The organism is Mucilaginibacter celer, from assembly GCF_003576455.2.
Taxonomy (GTDB): Bacteria; Bacteroidota; Bacteroidia; order Sphingobacteriales; family Sphingobacteriaceae; genus Mucilaginibacter; species Mucilaginibacter celer.
Genome location: NZ_CP032869.1, coordinates 5,217,800 through 5,235,016 on the forward strand (window position 1 = coordinate 5,217,800; position 17,217 = coordinate 5,235,016).

Annotated in this window: 15 protein-coding genes; 6 read left to right on the top strand and 9 right to left on the bottom strand. The window is 43.8% G+C overall.

The window, feature by feature from the left end:
• Window positions 1-101: 101 nt before the first annotated feature.
• Window positions 102-2,291 (top strand): S9 family peptidase, encoded by a 2,190-nt coding sequence (locus HYN43_RS21470; RefSeq protein ID WP_425373691.1) that lies wholly within the window; start codon window positions 102-104, stop codon window positions 2,289-2,291.
• Window positions 2,292-2,501: 210 nt separating this feature from the next.
• Here the strand turns inward: HYN43_RS21470 and HYN43_RS21475 are convergent, their stop codons facing one another.
• Both HYN43_RS21475 and mutY read right to left on the bottom strand, forming a co-directional pair.
• A complete protein-coding gene (locus tag HYN43_RS21475) occupies window positions 2,502-2,915 on the bottom strand; it encodes a single-stranded DNA-binding protein (protein ID WP_119405994.1) in 414 nt (137 codons plus the stop codon).
• Window positions 2,916-2,938: 23 nt separating this feature from the next.
• Window positions 2,939-3,988, bottom strand: a complete 1,050-nt coding sequence (gene mutY, locus HYN43_RS21480; protein WP_119405995.1) for an A/G-specific adenine glycosylase — start codon at window positions 3,986-3,988, stop codon at window positions 2,939-2,941.
• A 485-nt stretch (window positions 3,989-4,473) separates the two neighbouring features.
• On the opposite strand from mutY, the gene HYN43_RS21490 reads away from it, so the two are divergent.
• The 3 genes from HYN43_RS21490 (at window position 4,474) to HYN43_RS21500 (ending at window position 7,421) form a co-directional block, all read left to right on the top strand.
• Window positions 4,474-4,770, top strand: a complete 297-nt coding sequence (locus HYN43_RS21490; RefSeq protein WP_090534644.1) for an HU family DNA-binding protein — start codon at window positions 4,474-4,476, stop codon at window positions 4,768-4,770.
• A 12-nt stretch (window positions 4,771-4,782) separates the two neighbouring features.
• The gene (locus tag HYN43_RS21495) at window positions 4,783-5,643 is read left to right on the top strand and encodes a tetratricopeptide repeat protein (RefSeq protein WP_119405997.1); all 861 of its coding nucleotides are present in this window, start codon (window positions 4,783-4,785) and stop codon (window positions 5,641-5,643) included.
• Window positions 5,644-5,870: 227 nt separating this feature from the next.
• On the top strand, window positions 5,871-7,421 hold the full coding sequence (locus HYN43_RS21500) for an Rne/Rng family ribonuclease (RefSeq protein ID WP_109609550.1): 1,551 nt from the start codon (window positions 5,871-5,873) through the stop codon (window positions 7,419-7,421).
• 116 nt (window positions 7,422-7,537) lie between these two features.
• On the opposite strand, the gene HYN43_RS21505 is transcribed toward HYN43_RS21500, so the two are convergent.
• The 4 genes from HYN43_RS21505 to HYN43_RS21520 form a co-directional block, all read right to left on the bottom strand.
• A complete protein-coding gene (locus tag HYN43_RS21505) occupies window positions 7,538-7,981 on the bottom strand; it encodes a hypothetical protein (RefSeq protein WP_119405998.1) in 444 nt (147 codons plus the stop codon).
• 7 nt (window positions 7,982-7,988) lie between these two features.
• The gene (locus tag HYN43_RS21510; protein WP_119405999.1) at window positions 7,989-8,384 is read right to left on the bottom strand and encodes a hypothetical protein; all 396 of its coding nucleotides are present in this window, start codon (window positions 8,382-8,384) and stop codon (window positions 7,989-7,991) included.
• A gap of 103 nt (window positions 8,385-8,487) precedes the next feature.
• Entirely contained in the window at window positions 8,488-9,219 is a 732-nt protein-coding gene (locus HYN43_RS21515) for a hypothetical protein (RefSeq protein ID WP_162996572.1), read from the bottom strand.
• Between the two features lie 28 nt (window positions 9,220-9,247).
• Window positions 9,248-9,691 carry a hypothetical protein gene (locus HYN43_RS21520; protein WP_119406001.1) on the bottom strand — a complete coding sequence of 148 codons (444 nt, stop codon included), beginning with the start codon at window positions 9,689-9,691 and terminating at the stop codon, window positions 9,248-9,250.
• Between the two features lie 225 nt (window positions 9,692-9,916).
• Between HYN43_RS21520 and radA the strand changes: the two genes are divergently transcribed.
• Window positions 9,917-11,335: a DNA repair protein RadA gene (gene radA, locus HYN43_RS21525; protein WP_119406002.1), complete on the top strand. Its 1,419-nt coding sequence runs from the start codon at window positions 9,917-9,919 to the stop codon at window positions 11,333-11,335.
• Window positions 11,336-11,474: 139 nt separating this feature from the next.
• Here the strand turns inward: radA and HYN43_RS21530 are convergent, their stop codons facing one another.
• Window positions 11,475-12,848, bottom strand: a complete 1,374-nt coding sequence (locus HYN43_RS21530) for an NHL repeat-containing protein (protein WP_119406003.1) — start codon at window positions 12,846-12,848, stop codon at window positions 11,475-11,477.
• Between the two features lie 189 nt (window positions 12,849-13,037).
• On the opposite strand from HYN43_RS21530, the gene HYN43_RS21535 reads away from it, so the two are divergent.
• The gene (locus tag HYN43_RS21535) at window positions 13,038-13,505 is read left to right on the top strand and encodes a DUF4920 domain-containing protein (protein ID WP_119406004.1); all 468 of its coding nucleotides are present in this window, start codon (window positions 13,038-13,040) and stop codon (window positions 13,503-13,505) included.
• 61 nt (window positions 13,506-13,566) lie between these two features.
• Here the strand turns inward: HYN43_RS21535 and HYN43_RS21540 are convergent, their stop codons facing one another.
• Together HYN43_RS21540 and carB are read right to left on the bottom strand one after the other, a co-directional pair.
• On the bottom strand, window positions 13,567-14,220 hold the full coding sequence (locus tag HYN43_RS21540; RefSeq protein ID WP_119406005.1) for a hypothetical protein: 654 nt from the start codon (window positions 14,218-14,220) through the stop codon (window positions 13,567-13,569).
• A 99-nt stretch (window positions 14,221-14,319) separates the two neighbouring features.
• Entirely contained in the window at window positions 14,320-17,136 is a 2,817-nt protein-coding gene (carB, locus tag HYN43_RS21545; protein WP_119409064.1) for a carbamoyl-phosphate synthase large subunit, read from the bottom strand.
• Window positions 17,137-17,217: the final 81 nt, after the last annotated feature.

The window sequence follows — 17,217 nt, forward strand, 5'->3', positions numbered from 1 at the left end:
ACAGAGGGATTTAGATTTGTTGATTGTGCTAAATTAACGCAAAATTTACCGTGGCATTACTTAATAAATAAAAATAAGGCCGCTCTATTAATTCAAACTAAATGTATATGAAATTTTACCGTTCGGGATTAACTTTCCTTGCCGCGCTACTGTTAACTTCGGTTCAGTACACCGCCCAGGCACAACGCGGCGGTGTGAACTGGACCCGCGATGGGTACCAGTATTACCGCATTACCGGTGGCCAGATCCTGATGATCGACGCGCGCGACACTTCGAAAAAAACTGTATTTGTTACCAAACAAGACCTTACACCGGCCGGGCATGCCGCCATCAGTGTAAAAAGGTTTACCGTTAGCGCAGACAACAAAAAGGTGCTCATCAACACCAACACTAAAAAAGTTTGGCGTTATGATACCCGCGGCGATTACTGGGTGTATGATAGCAATGCCAAAAAACTTTGGCAACTGGGCAAAAACCTGCCAGCATCATCGTTGATGTTTGCCAAGTTTTCGCCGGATGGTACTAAAGCTGCTTATGTAAGCGGCCATAATATTTACATGGAAGATTTGGCCGATGGTTCGGTTAAGCCATTAACCACCGATGGCACCCGTACATTGATCAACGGTACTTTTGATTGGGTTTACGAGGAAGAATTTGGCTGCCGCGATGGTTTCCGTTGGTCGCCGGATAGTAGGTCTATTGCTTACTGGCAGTTGGACGCAAGCAAGATCAAAACCTACAAAATGCTTAACACTACAGATTCGATCTATCCTTTTGTGGTTCCGGTTGAGTATCCTGTAGCGGGCGAAGATCCAAGTTCGTGCAGGGTGGGTGTAGTAACTGTAGGCACAGGCAATACCACATGGATCAACGTTCCGGGTGATGCAGTGCAGCATTACATCCCCAACATGGAATGGGCAGCAAACTCCAACGAGATAGTTCTGGAGCAGTTAAACCGAGCCCAAAACGAAAGCCGCATTTTTATCGGCAATGTATCAAATGGAACTACACGCGCCATCCGCGAAGAGCATAACGACTCGTGGATAGACGTTAAAGAACGTGTAGCCGGTGGCGATCCTGTAGGCTGGGGCTGGATTGAAAAAGGCAAAAGCTTTGTTTGGCTGAGCGAAAAAGACGGTTGGAGGCACTTATACAAAGTAACCCGCGAAGGCAAAGAAACCTTGATAACCAAAGGCAATTACGATGTGATCAGCATTGATATGGTTGACAAGGCTTTGGGTTATGTGTACTTCATCGCCTCGCCCGATAACGCTACCCAAAAATACCTGTACAAAATTAAACTGAGCGGCGGCAAGGCCGAACGCGTTTCGCCTGCTGATGAGCCGGGCACGCACAGCTATGATATTTCGCCTAATGGCAAAGTAGCATTGCATAACTTTAATAACAGCTACACCCGCCCGCAAAGTGAGGTGGTAAGCCTGCCAGAGCATAAACATATTGCAGGTACCGTGGTAACTGTTGATAACAGCGCTAAAAACAAGCCCGAGTTTTTCAAAATTAAAACGGTTGATGGCATTGAGATGGACGGCTGGATGATGAAGCCAACCAATTTCGACCCGAATAAAAAATACCCTGTACTGTTTACCGTTTATGGCGAACCTGCAGGCCAAACCGTAACCGATACCTGGGGTACCGGCCGTAACAGGCTTTATGAAGGCAGTATGGCCGATGATGGTTACATCTATATGTCGGTTGAAGGCCGTGGCGCTCCCGCACCTAAAGGTGCTGCGTGGCGCAAGGCTATCTACAAAAACATCGGTATCATCAACATCCGCGACCAGGCTATGGCCGCTAAAGAGATCATTAAATGGCCTTTTGTTGATTCAACCCGTATTGCGGTGCATGGCTGGAGCGGTGGCGGTTCGTCAACCCTTAACCTGATGTTTCAGTATGGTGATATCTACAAAACCGGTATAGCCGTAGCCGCAGTAGGCGATCAGCTTACTTATGATAACATTTACCAGGAACGTTACATGGGTGTACCCACAGATGATGCCGGCCGCGCGGCATTTATTAAAGGTTCGCCTATCACTTATGCTAAAAACCTGAAAGGTAATCTGCTTTACATTCACGGTACGGGAGATGATAACGTACACTATAAAAATGCCGAAGAGCTGATTGATGAACTGGTGAAATACAACCGTCAGTTCCAGTTAATGTCGTATCCTAACCGTACACACTCTATTTCGGAGGGTGAAGGCACTACAGAGCATTTACGTACTTTGTTTACACAGTACTTGAAGGCTAAATGCCCTCCGGGAGGAAGGTAGGATATACTCCAAACCCAACACGTCATTGCGAGGCACGAAGCAATCCCCAATATGCAGAGGGGCAATGCAAGTCCGCCCTGTAAGTCGGGGATTGCTTCGTACCTCGCAATGACGTTTTTTATAATTGATTCACTTTAAAACACAAACAGCCCCCGGAAATTCCGGGGGCTGTTTGTGTTTTCTGGGGTTGGTTAGTAAAGTACCATCAAATCAATAATTTTCCTCATCCAGCGAATCGTCGATAAACGACTCACCGCCTTTTACCGAGGTTTTTGGGGTATCGGCATCAAAATCGCTTTTGCGACCAAGCATAGTGAAGTTTTCGGCTACAATTTCTGTTGTGTACTTTTTTACGCCCTCCTTGTCTTCGAACGACCGGGTACGTAATTTGCCTTCAATATAAACCAGTTTTCCCTTCGACAGAAATTTGGCTGCTATTTCTGCCAGCCCCCTCCACATCACAATGTTGTGCCATTCGGTTTGTTCAACCTTACGCCCATCCTTGTTAAATGTTTCTGAAGTTGCTAAAGGGAAACTCGTTACAGACACCCCACCTTCTAAGTTTCGTATTTCGGGGTCCTTCCCCAAGTGGCCAACGAGTATAACTTTGTTTATTCCAGACATGCCATAAATAACGCTAAATTCTTTTACAAATTAAAAATATTTTTTAATAATATAAAGATGATTTTGGGCAAAGCTAAACCTGGCAGGTTTTGAACATCAATTTTCACCCAGTTTTTATCGGTTTTTATTTCCGGCTGATTGTGTATTTGTATCAGCCTTACAAAAAGCCGCTGGTGGGTTAAAATGTGTTTATGAACCGGCGAAACTTCGGCAGCATCTATCTTTTTACCAAAAACGCTTAAAACCTCTGGTTGTTTTAATAACTCTTCTAAGGGTAAAATTGAGCCGGTTTCTATCATCGGCAAGTCGAACATATTGGCCCATATATCGTTTTCGCCCCTTTTGTTCATTAAAACGGTATCGCCATCAGTTATCAAAAAGTAATTGAAAAAGCGTTCGCGTATTTTTACGGTTTTTAGCTTAACCGGTAAGGTCGCTACGGCACCGGTTTTAAAAGCCTCGCAACCGGGGCGTACCGGGCAAACATTGCAGGCCGGATTTTTGGGTTTGCAAAGCATCGCGCCAAACTCCATCATTGCCTGGTTATGCAATCCCGGCATTTTCTTATTAAGAAAATCATCTGCAAGCTTTTGAAATGTTTTTTTTCCCTGGGTGGAGTTTATGGGCTCATAGATACCGAAGTAACGGGCCAGCACCCGGTAAACGTTCCCGTCTACCACTGCTTTTGCTTCGTTGGCGGCAAATGAAGAGATTGCAGCGGCAGTATATTCACCAATGCCTTTTAATTTGATCAGCTCATTATAACTATCGGGGAAACGACCGCTATAAGTTTCCTGCACCAGCCGTGCCGTTTTAAGCATGTTGCGCCCGCGCGAGTAGTAGCCCAGGCCTTGCCATAGTTTCAAAATCTCGTCTTCGTGGGCGGCAGCAAAACTGCTTACATCGGGGTATTTCTCCAGGAAGCGGTAAAAATAAGGCATCCCCTGTTCAACACGGGTTTGCTGCAGTATCACTTCTGATAGCCAGATGGTGTAGGCATCGGTTGTATTGCGCCAGGGCAGGTCGCGTTTATTGATTAAGTACCATTGTACTATTTCGTCGGCAAAATTCATCGGTGTAAATGTAAGGATGTGTTGGGGGATTGATTGGGGTAAAAACAAACACAGGGGGGATAAACCGGTCGCAGAGGTTACTCATCCCGACATCGCTGCGCTCGTTACCCTTCTCTACGCTGCGCGCAAAGAAGGGGTTTTTAGTTTTATTTTTCTAACCCTCTTTACAGCCTGCTGTAGAGAGGGTCGGCCAGCGAAGCGTAGCCGGGGTGAGTAAATAGCCCGCAGGCAGGTAGACCGCGGCCTCCTTTCTGCCGCCTCACTTAGTGTAAAACAGTACATTTCTACCTTCAAAAACTTATCACAAAACGGGCACTTCACCAATCATTTATAAGGCTCTCATACTCAAAATTGTAACGATAATGTAGGTTTTAAGGGCTGAACAAAAAAAATCGGATAAATATTTCGCTGTTAACGGATAAAGCAATACTTTTGCAACCCCAAAACAGTTAAGTATTTATAAAATAAATTTAAGTAAATAAGATATGACTAAGGCAGAAATTATAACTGAAATCTCATCAAAGACAGGTATAGAGAAAGTAGACGTGCAAGAAACTGTTGAGGCGTTTTTCAAAGTGGTTAAAAGCTCGATGGTTGGCGGCGAAAACGTTTATGTAAGAGGATTCGGTAGCTTTGTGGTTAAAAAACGTGCTAAAAAAACAGCCCGTAACATTTCAAAAAACACTGCCATCATTATCCCTGAGCATTTTGTACCAAGCTTTAAACCAGCTAAAACTTTTGTTGAGAAAGTGAAATCAGGTAACAAAACCAGCAAAAAATAATTATACGCCATCATGAATAAAAAACAAATAGCAGTTAGTGCAGCCGTAGTTGTTATTATGGGCTATTTGTATTTTCTGCCTGTTAAAGGCTTGGTTAAACCAAAAGACGATAAAAAAGGCAAACCGGCTATGACTGCCGAAGCAGGCGCTAAAAAGCCCGCCGCCAATGTTACCGTTGATATGGTATCTGAACCTGCCAAAGCCGCTATTGGGGGCGCGCTTTCAGCTAAGATCAACGACCTTGAAGGCCAGTTAAAAAAAGCATCCGGAACCGACGAGGTAACCCTGCAAAGGGAACTTGCCAAACAGTGGGACGATGTTAACCAACCTGCACCCGCCGCGTTTTACTATCAGGCTGCTGCCCGCGAGCAAAACAAAGTACAGGACTGGGTAAACGCAGGTAACCGTTTTAATGATGCATATAAACTAACACAGGATACTTTATTGCAGCCCGCTTTTGTAAGCAACGCCGCCGAAGCATTTCAAAATGTTTTAAAGCAGCAACCCGAAAGCCTTGAAGGTAAAACAGGCTTAGGTATAGCTTACGTAAACGGTGCAGCAGGCCCCATGCAAGGCATCGCGCTTTTGCTTGAGGTGGTAAAAAAAGACCCGAACAACTGGAACGCTAACCTTAACTTGGGTATGTTTGCCATGAAATCGGGCCAGTATGAAAAAGCGGTTGGCAGGTTTAAAACCTTGCTTACGCTTGACAGAAAAGAGAAACTTGAGCCAACGTTTTACCTGGCCGAAAGTTACAAGCAACTTGGCATGAAAAAGGAAGCTATTGAAGCTTACCAAAAGTGCAAGGACATGATGCCTGACCCTGTATTCAGTCAGCGCATTGATGGATTTATAAAGGAATTAAATAATTAACACACATTTAAAAATTATTATTATGCCGAGCGGTAAAAAACGTAAAAGACACAAAATGGCTACCCACAAACGTAAAAAACGTTTAAGAAAAAACAGACATAAAAAGAAATAAGCCCGTTTAACCAACGTGGTTTTTACCTGCCTCAATACGGGGCGGGTACTTTTTATTATTAGCGTTTTTATCCCAATATTAACTTACGGTATTTGCCGTTAAAATGGAGTAGCAATTGATAAAGGAATTAATTATCGATTCATCCCCTAACGGAGCTACTATTGCATTACTACAGGATAAACAACTCGTAGAACTTCATAAAGAGCAGGTTACCAACAACTATACTGTTGGTGATATTTACCTGGGCCGCATAAAAAAAATTATGCCCAGCCTTAACGCTGCCTTTGTGGATGTTGGTTATGAGAAGGATGCCTTTTTGCATTATCTTGATCTGGGGCCGCAGGTGCAAAGCCTGTTAAAGCTTACCAAACAAGTACGTAGCGGGGGATATCAATCAAAGCTATTGGATGGGTTTAAGTTGGAGGCCGATATCAATAAGGGAGGAAAAATCTCTGAGATATTAACCAAAAATCAGCTTATCCCGGTACAGATAGCTAAAGAACCCATATCAACCAAGGGGCCACGCTTAAGTTCCGACCTGTCTATCGCAGGCCGATATGTTGTTTTAGTACCTTTTTCGGAAGCGATTTCGATTTCGAAAAAAATAAAAAGCAATACCGAGCGTAACCGCCTCCGTAAGGTTGTTGAAAGCATTAAGCCAAAGCATTTTGGCGTTATCATCCGTACAGTATCAGAGGGTAAAGGTGTTGAAGAACTACAAAAAGATCTGCTTGATCTGATCTCGAAATGGGAGCAGTTTATAACCAAACTGCCATCAGTTGAGCCATCTAAAAAAGTTTTAGGCGAAATTGGGCGTACATCAACTATCCTGAGGGATATTTTGAACCCCGATTTTCAGCACATTTACACCAATGATAATGGTATGTTCGAAGAAATTCGTTCATATATTCATGAAATTTCGCCCGATATGGAAAATATCGTCCGCATGCACAAGCATAAGGAGCCGATATTTGATCACTTCGGTATCGAAAAACAAATTAAAGGGGCCTTTGGCAAAACAGTTAACCTTGCCGGTGGCGCTTACCTGGTAATTGAACATACCGAAGCCCTGCACGTTATCGACGTAAACAGCGGTAACCGCACGGCCAGCAAAGAAAACCAGGAAGAGAACGCTTACCAGGTAAACAAGGAAGCTGCTAAAGAAATTGCAAGGCAACTGCGCCTGCGCGATATGGGCGGCATTGTGGTGATAGATTTTATCGATATGCACAAACCGCAAAACCGCAAAGAGCTTTTTGATTTTCTGCGCGCCGAAATGCAGTACGACCGTGCCAAGCACACCATTTTGCCTCCAAGCAAATTTGGGCTGGTGCAAATCACCCGTCAGCGTGTAAGGCCCGAAATGAACATTGTAACCAGCGAGGTTTGCCCAACCTGCAACGGTACCGGCACTATCAGGCCAACCATTTTGCTGATGGACGATATTGAAAACAATTTCAATTACATCCTAACCGAGCAAAACGAAAAGGGCATAACCCTGTGTGTACACCCGTACATTGAAGCCTACATTAAAAAAGGCATCTACAACCGCCAAATGAAGTGGTTTGTTAAATACGGACAGTGGATAAAGGTTAAAAGTAACCCATCCTACCAAATCACAGAGTTCCATTTCTTCTCATCAAAAGACGAAGAAATTAAACTGTAAAACCTTCAGAAGTGCAACTGTTTGAAAATAGCACAACATTAAAGAAATTTAAAAGAGCAGGTGTCTGGATGAGCATCTGCTCTTTTTTTGTTTAGAGAGCTCGCCCTGTCGATTAGTCATTTTCTGCCAATAAAAATTTTATTCAGATAGCCTGTATACAAGTCAAAACATGCTAAAACCTGCCCATTCATCTCTAACATCAAATCCGACATATTTTTATCGTCAATACACCTCCATTTTATTCTTTTGGTTTTTAACAGGTAGATAAACTCATGTAGTTGCGTTTTTCCATTTATCGCGATTTCTTCGTTCAGGCTATTTCTCACTAAATAGGAAAACTTTGCCTTCGGAGTAAATAGAATGCTCAATTCATCAACAGTATTATCCAAATAACCAATTCTTATCCCTTGTTCAAAATGTAAAAACCCATATCGTTCAACTCCAACTTTTTCCTCCTCGTCACCTAACAGGGCAAATACTTTTTCAAGTGGATCATTTAATTTAATACCGGCAAAGCTCTCACCCGTTAATATAAAATCTATGTTATCGATATCGCTCATGTACGCATTAGTTATATTCTAAAACCTTATGCCGCTTTTTATTCTTTCTCAATACTTCTAACGGAAGATCATCTCCAGCCACCACATCCATATAACGGATAGCCAACGTTTTGCTATTAACAAAAAAGTTAAAATTAGTAACCAACATATACCTGTCATCTGTGCATACTTTTACCCAATAATCATCTCCTTTTTTTTTCGGTCGTTCATAAATAAGATCATATAAGTGGCGTTTATTATGGCTGTGTTTAACCACATAGGCATTGGCGCGTTTAACTTCGGCGAGATTTAATATAAGACGTAATATTTTTGACTCGAGTACAGAGTCCGGCTTAACCTGGGCGTTTGTTTTAGATTGAGGTACCAGTAATAACAAAAACAGGAGACTCGATAAGGCTTTCATAGTATGATAAAACTACAATAATCTGGTGTATAATAGGCCTAATTAACTTTAAAAATCTCTAACTGGCGGCAACTACCAACTATACTGATTGTTGTTTCCGGCACTATTTTCCGCTGTTATACCTCTCAATAAGATGTCTTTCAACGTCAAATTTGTTGCTTTGTAAATCGCTCAAAATTTCGGTGAATGTGTTTTTCAGTTTTTTTGCCATAGGCTTAGCGTCATGAACCAGCGAATAAACATTCAGGTTCTTATCAACTGCTAAATAGTTGCCATCCTCAAGATCATAAAATGAGTAGTAAATGCGGTTATTGAAATCAATTTCGGCAAGATTGTTGGAGTTAAGCATTTGCTTGATATCTCCATCCAGTTTTTCGTAAAATAAGTCGATATCGCCTGGAGGGAATTCGAAGCTTGTTTTGAAAACATGATCAGGTTTGATCTTGCCTAAATCAAATTCGTTTAGCTGATACTCAGAGCAGGTAATTTTCAAACCACTAACAAGGTTGTCTTGTATCAGGATTTCAACGTCTTCAAAACGGTCGTTTCGTTTTGAAAATATCTGCAGGCCAGAGATCTTAAAGTTTTGCCCACGCTTTTGGTATTGAAAAACTACATCGCCTCCATAACCCATCGAAACAAATTTAAAGTCGGGGAACAACTTCCAATCATCAAGGGTATAAAGCCGCCCGGAAAGTGTTTGGATTTTGATTTCCGAAAATTGGTTAGGCAGCGCAGAAATGATTGCCGCGAACAGCTTGCTTCGCTCCTTACGCAAAACGCTGAACTTATATGGAGGGAAAACTGTCCCTAAAATTTTCTGAAAAATATTCATGTTTGGGGTTGGTTTATTTAGGATGGTTTTAATCGACATAAACCTCATACAGCCGGTTTACCGACAATGCATATTTTATTAGGTCTCTGAAATCGCCCAGATAGCGCGCAATGATTGGAGGGTAATCAAAATAATTTTCATCCTCACAAATCGACATGGCAGAGGATAAGAAGTCCCGATCATTTTTAAATAATGTTATAAAATTATCCCATCCTCCATACTGTTCCATTAAATCTATTTCGTCTGATTCTAATGTGGGAATCAAATCATTTTCAATAAACATTATCACCTCATTGAGATCTGTTGGATCAAAATGTATCTCCCAATCGTCATATACCAAGGTTTCAACCGGAAGTTGTCTCTTAAGTCTATAATAATATTCTGAAGTTGTTGCATCAAGCAGTTTCCTGGTTTTTGTCGCGTCGATTTTCTTTGCATATACATCATTAAGGCGTATGTGCCAAAATCCCATTCAAGCAGGTAATCATCAAGATCGAATACTTTAAGTCTTGCTCCCATAAATGTTTTTAATCCAATCTGTAGTAATTACGAGATACTCCATCAACGTTGCCGCCGGTATTATAAAAATAATAAAGTAATCCACACATTATCTATCAAATTGATTTTGCTAATTAATTTAGTAAAAATCAAAATAATCTGCATATTTGCACATCTGTAATCTGCACATCCAAAAATCATGGCCAAATCCAAAATCGCTTATTTCTGCCAAAGCTGCGGCTTCGAATCGCCCAAATGGTTAGGTAAATGCCCTTCATGCCAGCAATGGAATACTTTTGTTGAGGAGGTGATTGAAAAAGGCGGCAATTCGGTACCTGCCTGGAAACCGGCCTCAACCAGCCAGCAGCGGGCCAATAAGCCGGTACAGGTGGCTGATATCACTTATACCGAAGAACACCGCATCCCCACGCCCGATAAAGAGTTTAACCGTGTATTAGGTGGCGGTATTGTACCGGGATCGTTGGTGCTGATTGGCGGGGAGCCAGGCATTGGTAAATCAACATTGATGCTGCAGCTCGCTTTAAATATGCCGCACCAAAAAGTGCTGTATGTATCGGGCGAAGAAAGCGACAGGCAGATTAAAATGAGGGCAGAAAGGTTAGCGGCCCGCCCGCCAAAGGGAGAAGCCATTGGCGAGTCGGCATATATACTTACCGAAACATCAACCCAAAATATTTTTAAACAAATAGAAGCACTCGAGCCGGATATAGTAGTAATTGATTCTATCCAAACCCTGCACTCTTCCCATATCGAGTCAACACCGGGCAGCGTATCGCAGGTTAGGGAGTGTACTGCTGAATTACTACGCTTTGCCAAAGAAACTTCAACGCCGGTATTTTTGATAGGCCATATTACCAAAGACGGCATGATAGCCGGCCCCAAAATACTGGAGCATATGGTTGATACCGTTTTGCAGTTTGAAGGCGACAGGCACCACGTTTACCGCATTTTGCGCACCATTAAAAACCGTTTCGGTTCGGCATCCGAACTGGGTATTTATGAAATGATGGGGGAGGGACTGCGTGAAGTTTCCAACCCATCCGAGATCCTGCTCTCGCACCGTGATACGCCTTTAAGCGGCGTTACCATTTCGGCTACTTTAGAGGGTATGCGCCCCATGCTGATAGAAACCCAGGCACTGGTAAGCGCATCTCCTTATGGAACTCCACAGCGTACAGCTACAGGCTTTGATACCAAACGCATGAGTATGCTGCTGGCCGTGCTTGAAAAACGCTGCGGTTTCAGGCTGGGAGTTAAAGATGTATTCCTGAACATCACGGGTGGCATCCGGGTGGAAGATCCGGCTATTGATCTTGGCCTGGCTGCTGCCATCATATCCTCGCACGAGGATATGCCCATTCCTTTTAAAACCTGCTTCGCGGGCGAACTTGGCCTTTCGGGCGAAATAAGAGCTGTGAACCGTGTGGAGCAGCGCATTGCCGAGGCGCAGAAACTCGGCTTTAACCAGATCTACATCTCCAAATACAATCTCCCTGCCAGCGGGCAGGATAAAAAGCGGATGGATCTTTCGCGCTATGATATCGACATCAAAATAGTTAGCACTATCGAAGAGGTGTTTAGTTTGTTGTTTGGATAGCGTTATATAAACTAATGTATGTCATCCCATTTTGTTCACCCCCGGGGAAATGACACATAAGTTGAACGTATCTTCTAAATAAAAAAGCCCCATAGCTATGTTGATTGCTATGGGGCTTTTTATCTGTGCTTAAACCGGGTTACGGTAAAACTATCTTACGCACACGGTTATTGGTATAATCACTAACATAAACGTTTTTGGCAGCATCCACCGCTATACCTTGCGGCGAATTAAACTGCGCGGCATCACCTACCCCTTCAGCATAACCGGCAACTCCGGCTTTGCCTGCAATCACTTTTAAAGCCTTATCTTTTGTTATTTCCAATATACGTCCGTCCTGGTCGGCTATAAAAAGATTGCCCGAGGCATCAAAAGTAATGGCCGATGGCGAACCTACAAAGGCAATACGCTTATTGCCGCCGGCAAATGTAGTTACTACACCTGCCGCTGTAATTTTACGGATAGCGTGGTTATTAGCCTCGGCTACATAAATATTGCCTGCACCATCAATGGCTATACCATTAGGTTTGTTAAAAGTAGCGCTGGTGGCAGTGGCATTATCAAGATAGCTTGCCCCGCGGCTGCCTGCAAATGTGGTAACCACACCGGCAGGAGTAATTTTACGGATGAGGTTATTACCCTGATCGGCCACAAATATATTCCCGGTGGCATCAATAGCCAAAGCACGTGGGTTATTAAAAGTTGCTTTTGTACCTGTGCCATCAGTATAACCCGCGTCGCCACTGCCTGCAAAAGTGCTTACAACACCGGCAGGGGTAATTTTACGGATGTTATTATTACCATAATCAGCTACATACATGTTGCCTGTAGCATCGGTTACAAGGCCCTGCAAAGCATAAAACCTTGCGTCTGTCAGCGAGCCATCAACGTATCCTATGCTACGTGTGCCCGCATAGGTTGTTACATCGCCGGCGGTTGTAACCATGCGTATCGAACTATTGAATGAATCAGCTACATAAATATTCCCATCTTTACCCAAACACAATCCCTGCGGCTCGGCAAATGCGGCAGCACTGCCCATACCATCAATAAAGCCCTCAACGCTTCCGGCCAGCGTGCTAACCGTGCCTCCTGCAGTTGCTGTACCATCGCCGGTGGTAAACTGGATAACTTTACCATAGCCCGTACCTGCGCTGTTAGTAGCATAAGCACGTGCATAATAAGTTGTTTTAGCGGTAAGGCCTTTTAACTTGGTTAAATAAGCCAGCTGCAAAACTGTATCCTGGGTTTTGGTATCCGAAATAGTAGGCGTTTGATTGGTTGAGCTATAGCAAATACCATAAGCGCTAAGGCTTACATCAGTTTGTGCGTTAAATAATCCCCCGGTGTAGGCTATAGTGCCGTCAGTAGCGGGTACTACCACATCCATGGTAGTTAAATCGGGCAATTCAACCGGGGTAACGGTACCTTTTTTACCGCAACCTGCACCTGCTAATACGGCAACAGATAAAAGGGCGACAAACAAAGTTGTTTTAGTAAAGCTTTTTTTCACGAGTCAGTTTAAAAAATTATATAAAGTACGTATGCAAAATTAATGATCAGTACGTAGCAAATTGCCCGAAAGTAACATTTTAACAATTATTAACATACTTATTACAACAATTATCGACAGATAAGCAAAATACGTTGGCAACCGCGTGTTTCCGGCCAACCTTTTTACGGCCTGCCTGTTATCTTTTATATGAAAAAGTTAATGCCTTTCATCATATTGGTGCTGTTTTCGGTAGTTGTACAAGCCCAGAAGCACACGCCGCTACCCCATGGAATGGTTTACGGGCAAAAGCCTGATACCATGGTAATGATGCAAGCCTCCAAACTGGAAGATTTTATGGGAAAGAAAACCCGCATTACCACAGCCATTGAAGGCAAAGTGATTAGCGTGACGCAGGAAAAAGGCGGTTGGTTTGAAATGGATGCAGGCAATGGGCGAATTATATCGGCTCATTTTTATAATGCAGGAATTAGCATCCCTAAAGCGTTGGCAGGGCGTACGGTAATTATTTCGGGTATAGCTGCTAAACAATTTATTGCCGATGACATGCAGCATTTAGCGGGTGATACAGTCACCGGTAAAAAGCAGCACAAAGTTAAAACTGATCCTAAGCGGGTGGTTACCTTCGAGGTGAAAGGATTAATGGTTGATAAATAGCCGGCAAATACAAAGCCATCCCTAATGTGAGATGGCTTTATACTTATAATAGTGTTATAGTTTATACCGCGGTATTAGCCACTATTAGCTGCCTTAATTTTTCAGAAACTTCGTTTTTGTTTACTGTAGACGCATCGCGTCGACATTTCAGGTAATGTTCGCGTGCTATCTTTTCGGCCAGGTCACCCACGGTTTTAATGTGCATCTCTTTGCCAAAACGCCCGGCCAACTGCAAACCTAAAGAGGCAATAATCATCCCACCGATACCGATAGCCAGGTAATAAAAGGCTAAAACAAAACTTACCACCAGCAACATCGAAAATGCATTCACTATCCACTGTTTGGGTTTTAGCAACTGGATCTCAAAGCCCATCTCTTCTTCAATAGCAGCCACAGCTTCAATACGGCTATTGCGCGGAAAAAGATCGGTTAACCTGGTTTGCGGTTTGATGATGTCATTATCATGACCTGCGGAGGCATGAATAGCATTACGGAGTTTGTAAAATGCCTGCTGCGTGGTACAGCCGTCATTTGTTTTTTTAACTTTTTCAAGAACAACGTCGCAAAGCTTGCCAAAGTTTTGTACATCGTTTTCTGATGCGTCGTTTAAACTGATATTGAACGATTTTTCAATTTTGATTAAAACATCATCCATATCATCAGGATCAACACTTCTGAGGTTGATTTCCTGGTTATTAGCCGATTTAATTTTCAATCTATAGTAACTAAATACAACAATAGTGAGCCTGCAATTAGGGTTGCAGGTTCACGTTATTTAATCAAACTACAAAAGACCGTAATTTAATGTTTTAAATTATCTGCTTAAATACATCGATTTCTCTTTGTACAGGTGCCTGAAGTATGGATCCTGCAGGTTTGGAATGAAGCGGATAGCTTCTCCTGTCGATTTCATTTCAGGGCCAAGCTCCTTGGTAACTTCAGGAAACTTATCGAAAGAGAATACCGGTTCTTTAATAGCATAACCCCAAAGTTTACGCTCGATGGTAAAGTCGCTCAGTTTAGCGGCCTCAAGCATTACTTTGGTAGCTATGTTGATGTAAGGCACATCATAAGCTTTGGCGATGAAAGGTACCGTACGCGAAGCACGTGGGTTAGCCTCAATTACGTAAACCTTATCATCCTTAACCGCAAACTGGATGTTGAGCAGGCCGCGTACGTTAAGTGCTTTAGCTATCTTTTTTGTATATTCTTCTATTTGCTGGATAACCACATCCGAAAAATCGAACGGAGGCAGCACAGCATACGAGTCGCCCGAGTGGATGCCGGCAGGCTCAATGTGCTCCATCATACCAACAATGTGGGTATCCTCGCCATCGCTTATCGAGTCAGACTCGGCTTCGGCAGCACGGTCAAGGAAGTGGTCGATCAGTACGCGGTTGCCCGGCAGATTGCGCAGTAAGCTCACTACGGCTTTTTCCAGGTCTTCATCGTTAATTACAATGCTCATGCCCTGGCCGCCTAATACGTAGCTTGGGCGTACCAGCACAGGATAACCAACTTTGTGGGCCACTTCAAGGGCTTCTTCAGCACTTTCGGCAACACCGTATTTTGGATATGGGATATCAAGATCTTTCAGCAGGTCTGAGAAACGGCCGCGGTCTTCGGCAATGTCCATATCATTGAATGATGTACCAATGATGCGAATGCCGTGCTCGTGCATTTTCTCGGCCATTTTGAGGGCAGTTTGGCCACCCAGCTGTACAATTACACCGTAAGGTTTTTCAAGCTCGATGATCTCGCGAACATGCTCCCAGTAAACCGGCTCAAAGTATAGTTTATCGGCCATGTTAAAGTCGGTTGATACGGTTTCAGGGTTACAGTTAACCATGATAGCCTCATAACCGGCTTCTTTAGCGGCCAATAAGCCGTGAACACAGCTGTAATCAAACTCAATACCCTGGCCAATACGGTTAGGGCCTGAACCTAATACAATGATCTTCTTCCGGTCAGACGCTACCGATTCGTTTTCGCCTTCATAGCTCGAGTAGTAGTAAGGGGTTTTGGCCGGGAACTCTGCAGCGCAGGTATCAACCATTTTGTAAACACGGCGCATGCCCAGGGCTTTGCGGCGCTGATAAACGTCCTCTTCGGTTACGTTACCCAAAATATGGGCTATCTGCACGTCCGAGAAACCTTTTTGCTTTAGTTGGAACAGGAACTCTTCGGGAACATTGTTCAGCGAGTAGCGGCGAAGTTCTGTTTCCATATTAACCAGGTCCTGGATCTGGTTCAGGAACCAGCGGTCGATCTTGGTTGCTTTACGTACCGATTCGATTGGTACACCAAGGCTCAGGGCATCATAAATGTGGAACAACCTATCCCAGCTTGGATGCTCCAAACTGGCCATAATCTCTTCAAGGTTACGGCTCTGGCGGCCATCCGCACCTAAACCGGCACGGCCGATCTCCAGACTCTGGCAGGCTTTCTGTAAAGCCTCGGTAAAGCTGCGGCCAATGCCCATTACTTCACCTACCGATTTCATTTGCAGGCCTAACTCTTTGTTGGCACCTTTAAATTTATCAAAGTTCCAGCGCGGTATTTTAACGATCACGTAATCCAGCGTAGGCTCAAAATAAGCCGAAGTGGTTTTGGTGATCTGGTTTTCAATTTCGTCAAGGTTATAACCTATAGCCAGTTTAGCGGCAATTTTAGCAATCGGGTAGCCGGTAGCTTTTGATGCCAGGGCTGATGAGCGTGATACACGTGGGTTAATCTCGATAGCGATGATCGATTCATCGGCCGGGTTTACCGAAAACTGTACGTTACAGCCACCCGCGAAGTTACCAATGGCACGCATCATTTTGATGGCCTGGTTACGCATTTCCTGGTAGCAGCGGTCGCTCAGGGTCATGGCCGGAGCCACGGTGATCGAATCGCCGGTGTGGATGCCCATCGGGTCGAAGTTTTCTATCGAACAGATGATGATCACGTTATCGTTGCTATCGCGCAACAATTCCAGCTCGTATTCTTTCCAGCCTAATACAGCCTGCTCAACCAATACCTCGTGGGTTGGTGAAGCCTGCAAGCCACGGTTAAGCGCTGCGTCAAAATCTTCTTTACGGTGTACAAAGCCTGCACCTTTACCACCAAGTGTGTAGCTTGGGCGAATTACCAGCGGAAAGCCGATCTCCTGGGCGCCTTCTTTACCTTCCAGAAATGAGTTGGCAATTTTTGATTTGGCAACGCCAACACCAATGTCAACCATCAGCTGGCGGAAAGCCTCGCGGTTTTCAGTTTTTTCGATGGCGGCGATATCAACACCGATAACTTTAACGCCATACTTTTCCCATATGCCGCGCTCTGAAGCTTCGATACACAGGTTAAGCGCTGTTTGGCCACCCATGGTAGGCAAAACGGCGTCGATCTGTTGTTCGCTTAAAATTTTCTCAATGCTTTCGCAGGTTAGCGGCAAAAGGTACACGTGGTCGCTAATCACCTTATCCGTCATGATAGTTGCCGGATTGCTGTTGATGATAGAAACTGAAATGCCTTCTTCTTTTAGCGAGAGAGCGGCTTGAGAGCCGGAATAATCAAATTCGCATGCCTGGCCGATAATGATTGGACCTGAACCGATAATCAGGACGGATTTGATGGAGGTGTCTTTGGGCATAGGGCTTTTATTTTTAAAAAGTTCCAAGTCAAAAGTCCATTGTCAATCATGACGATAAACTGTTATACCTATGCGCTGATA